Annotated in this window: 1 protein-coding gene; it reads right to left on the bottom strand. The window is 58.3% G+C overall.

Annotated features, from left to right (window positions below; all coding sequences use genetic code 11):
• Positions 1–45: 45 nt before the first annotated feature.
• On the bottom strand, positions 46–1,224 hold the full coding sequence (locus tag PG728_RS09295; protein ID WP_270627274.1) for an IS256-like element IS1249 family transposase: 1,179 nt from the start codon (positions 1,222–1,224) through the stop codon (positions 46–48).
• Between the last annotated feature and the right edge of the window lie 161 nt (positions 1,225–1,385).

The following is a 1,385-nucleotide window of genomic DNA, read 5'->3' on the forward strand; positions in this document are numbered from 1 at the left end:
GGGTTAAGGGTCAAAATGTGTGTCTGGCTCGGCGTGTCGCGGGGGTTAGATTTGGCCTTTTTGAATGCCGATTGAGTGGGTGTAGTCGGTGTCGATAGCGTTGTCGTAGAGGGCTGGGCGTCCTGTTTCGTGGTCGGCTTGGTTCTCGGTTTGGGTCAGGGTGGATACTTTGGCGAGTTGGCCCTGGCCCCAGTCGGACTGCCTGGCGATTCGTACTGGATCGTCAGGCAGTTCCGTTTTTAAGTAGAGCCACCAATCCAGCATGCGGCGTTGTCGTTCGCCTGATCTGCCGCGGTGGATTCTGGCGAGCAGTTTGAGCTGGGCGTTGATGCCGCCTTCTAAGCTGTTGGTGGTGGATTTGATCCGCTCGGACGCAAGGACTCCTGCTGGCGGGTTGAGGTAGACAAACAGCATCTCGGACCGCCAAAGATGGTTGAGGCTGTTGTAGGCCTTGCGCACGTTGTGGTGGGTCCACACGCGGGTCCATGCACCTGTTTTGGGGTCTTTGATCATGGTTTTCTCGTTCATCCATTCCCGGTAGATCGTTGAAAACTCGTGCAGTTGCACACCCCACGCGGCGGCTTCATCCAGTGTGGTGATCCGGGTCAGTTTCAGCGCAAGTCGGTAGATGGTGCGCCCGGCATCGGTGCGTGGGTTGGTGGTGGTGTAGCGGCGGACCACGCGTTGGGCGTGGACGAGGCAGCGTTGAATTTTCGTAGTCGGCCAGCACTTTTTGATTGCGCTGTATGCGCCTTGGCCGCCGTCGATGACGGCGATGAGTGGGGCTTCGATGCGTTCAAGCAGCAGTTGGTAGTCGCGGGTGGTTTCGTGTTTGCACCAGTGCCAGGCGATCACGTGGTCGATGGTCGCCGCGACGATCAGGCAGCCACCGGCGGTGTAGGTGCCATCGAGAAATACCTGGTCGTAGATCCGCTTGTGGTGGCCGGCGGTGGGGTCAGGCACATCAACGAGCCAGCACCACTTGAAGCGCCGCTTCATGGTGGCGCGGCTAACACCGTTTCGTTTGGCTAGGTCGTCGAGTGATATTGCGGTGGTGCAATGCTCGATGAACTGGGTGAACACTGCCGCGTTGGTGATGTCGTTTCGACGTTTGACGCTGGAGGCGCCGCATTGTTTGCAGCGCCATCTGGTGGTGCCTTTGCTGGTGGTGCCGTTGCGTTTCATTTCACCGCCGCAGTGGCAGCGTGGTTGGTTCTTCGACATTGCGACACCACACCACGCCGCGCATAGCACATCACGGCTGCCACACCGAGGATTTCCCGTCGGGGGCTAGATATATGCTTCCGGAGCATATACTTTCCGGAAACCTACAGGTCAATCCGTGAAAATCCGCGATTCCGGACACACTTTTTGACCCTTAACCC

Origin of the sequence: Varibaculum timonense (genome assembly GCF_027694345.1) — a bacterium.
GTDB lineage: Bacteria > Actinomycetota > Actinomycetes > Actinomycetales > Actinomycetaceae > Varibaculum > Varibaculum timonense_A.

Bases quoted from the DNA above. Each gene is read 5' to 3' on its own strand.
- PG728_RS09295 (WP_270627274.1), bottom strand. From the start codon at position 1,224: ATGTCGAAGAACCAACCACGCTGCCACTGCGGCGGTGAAATGAAACGC.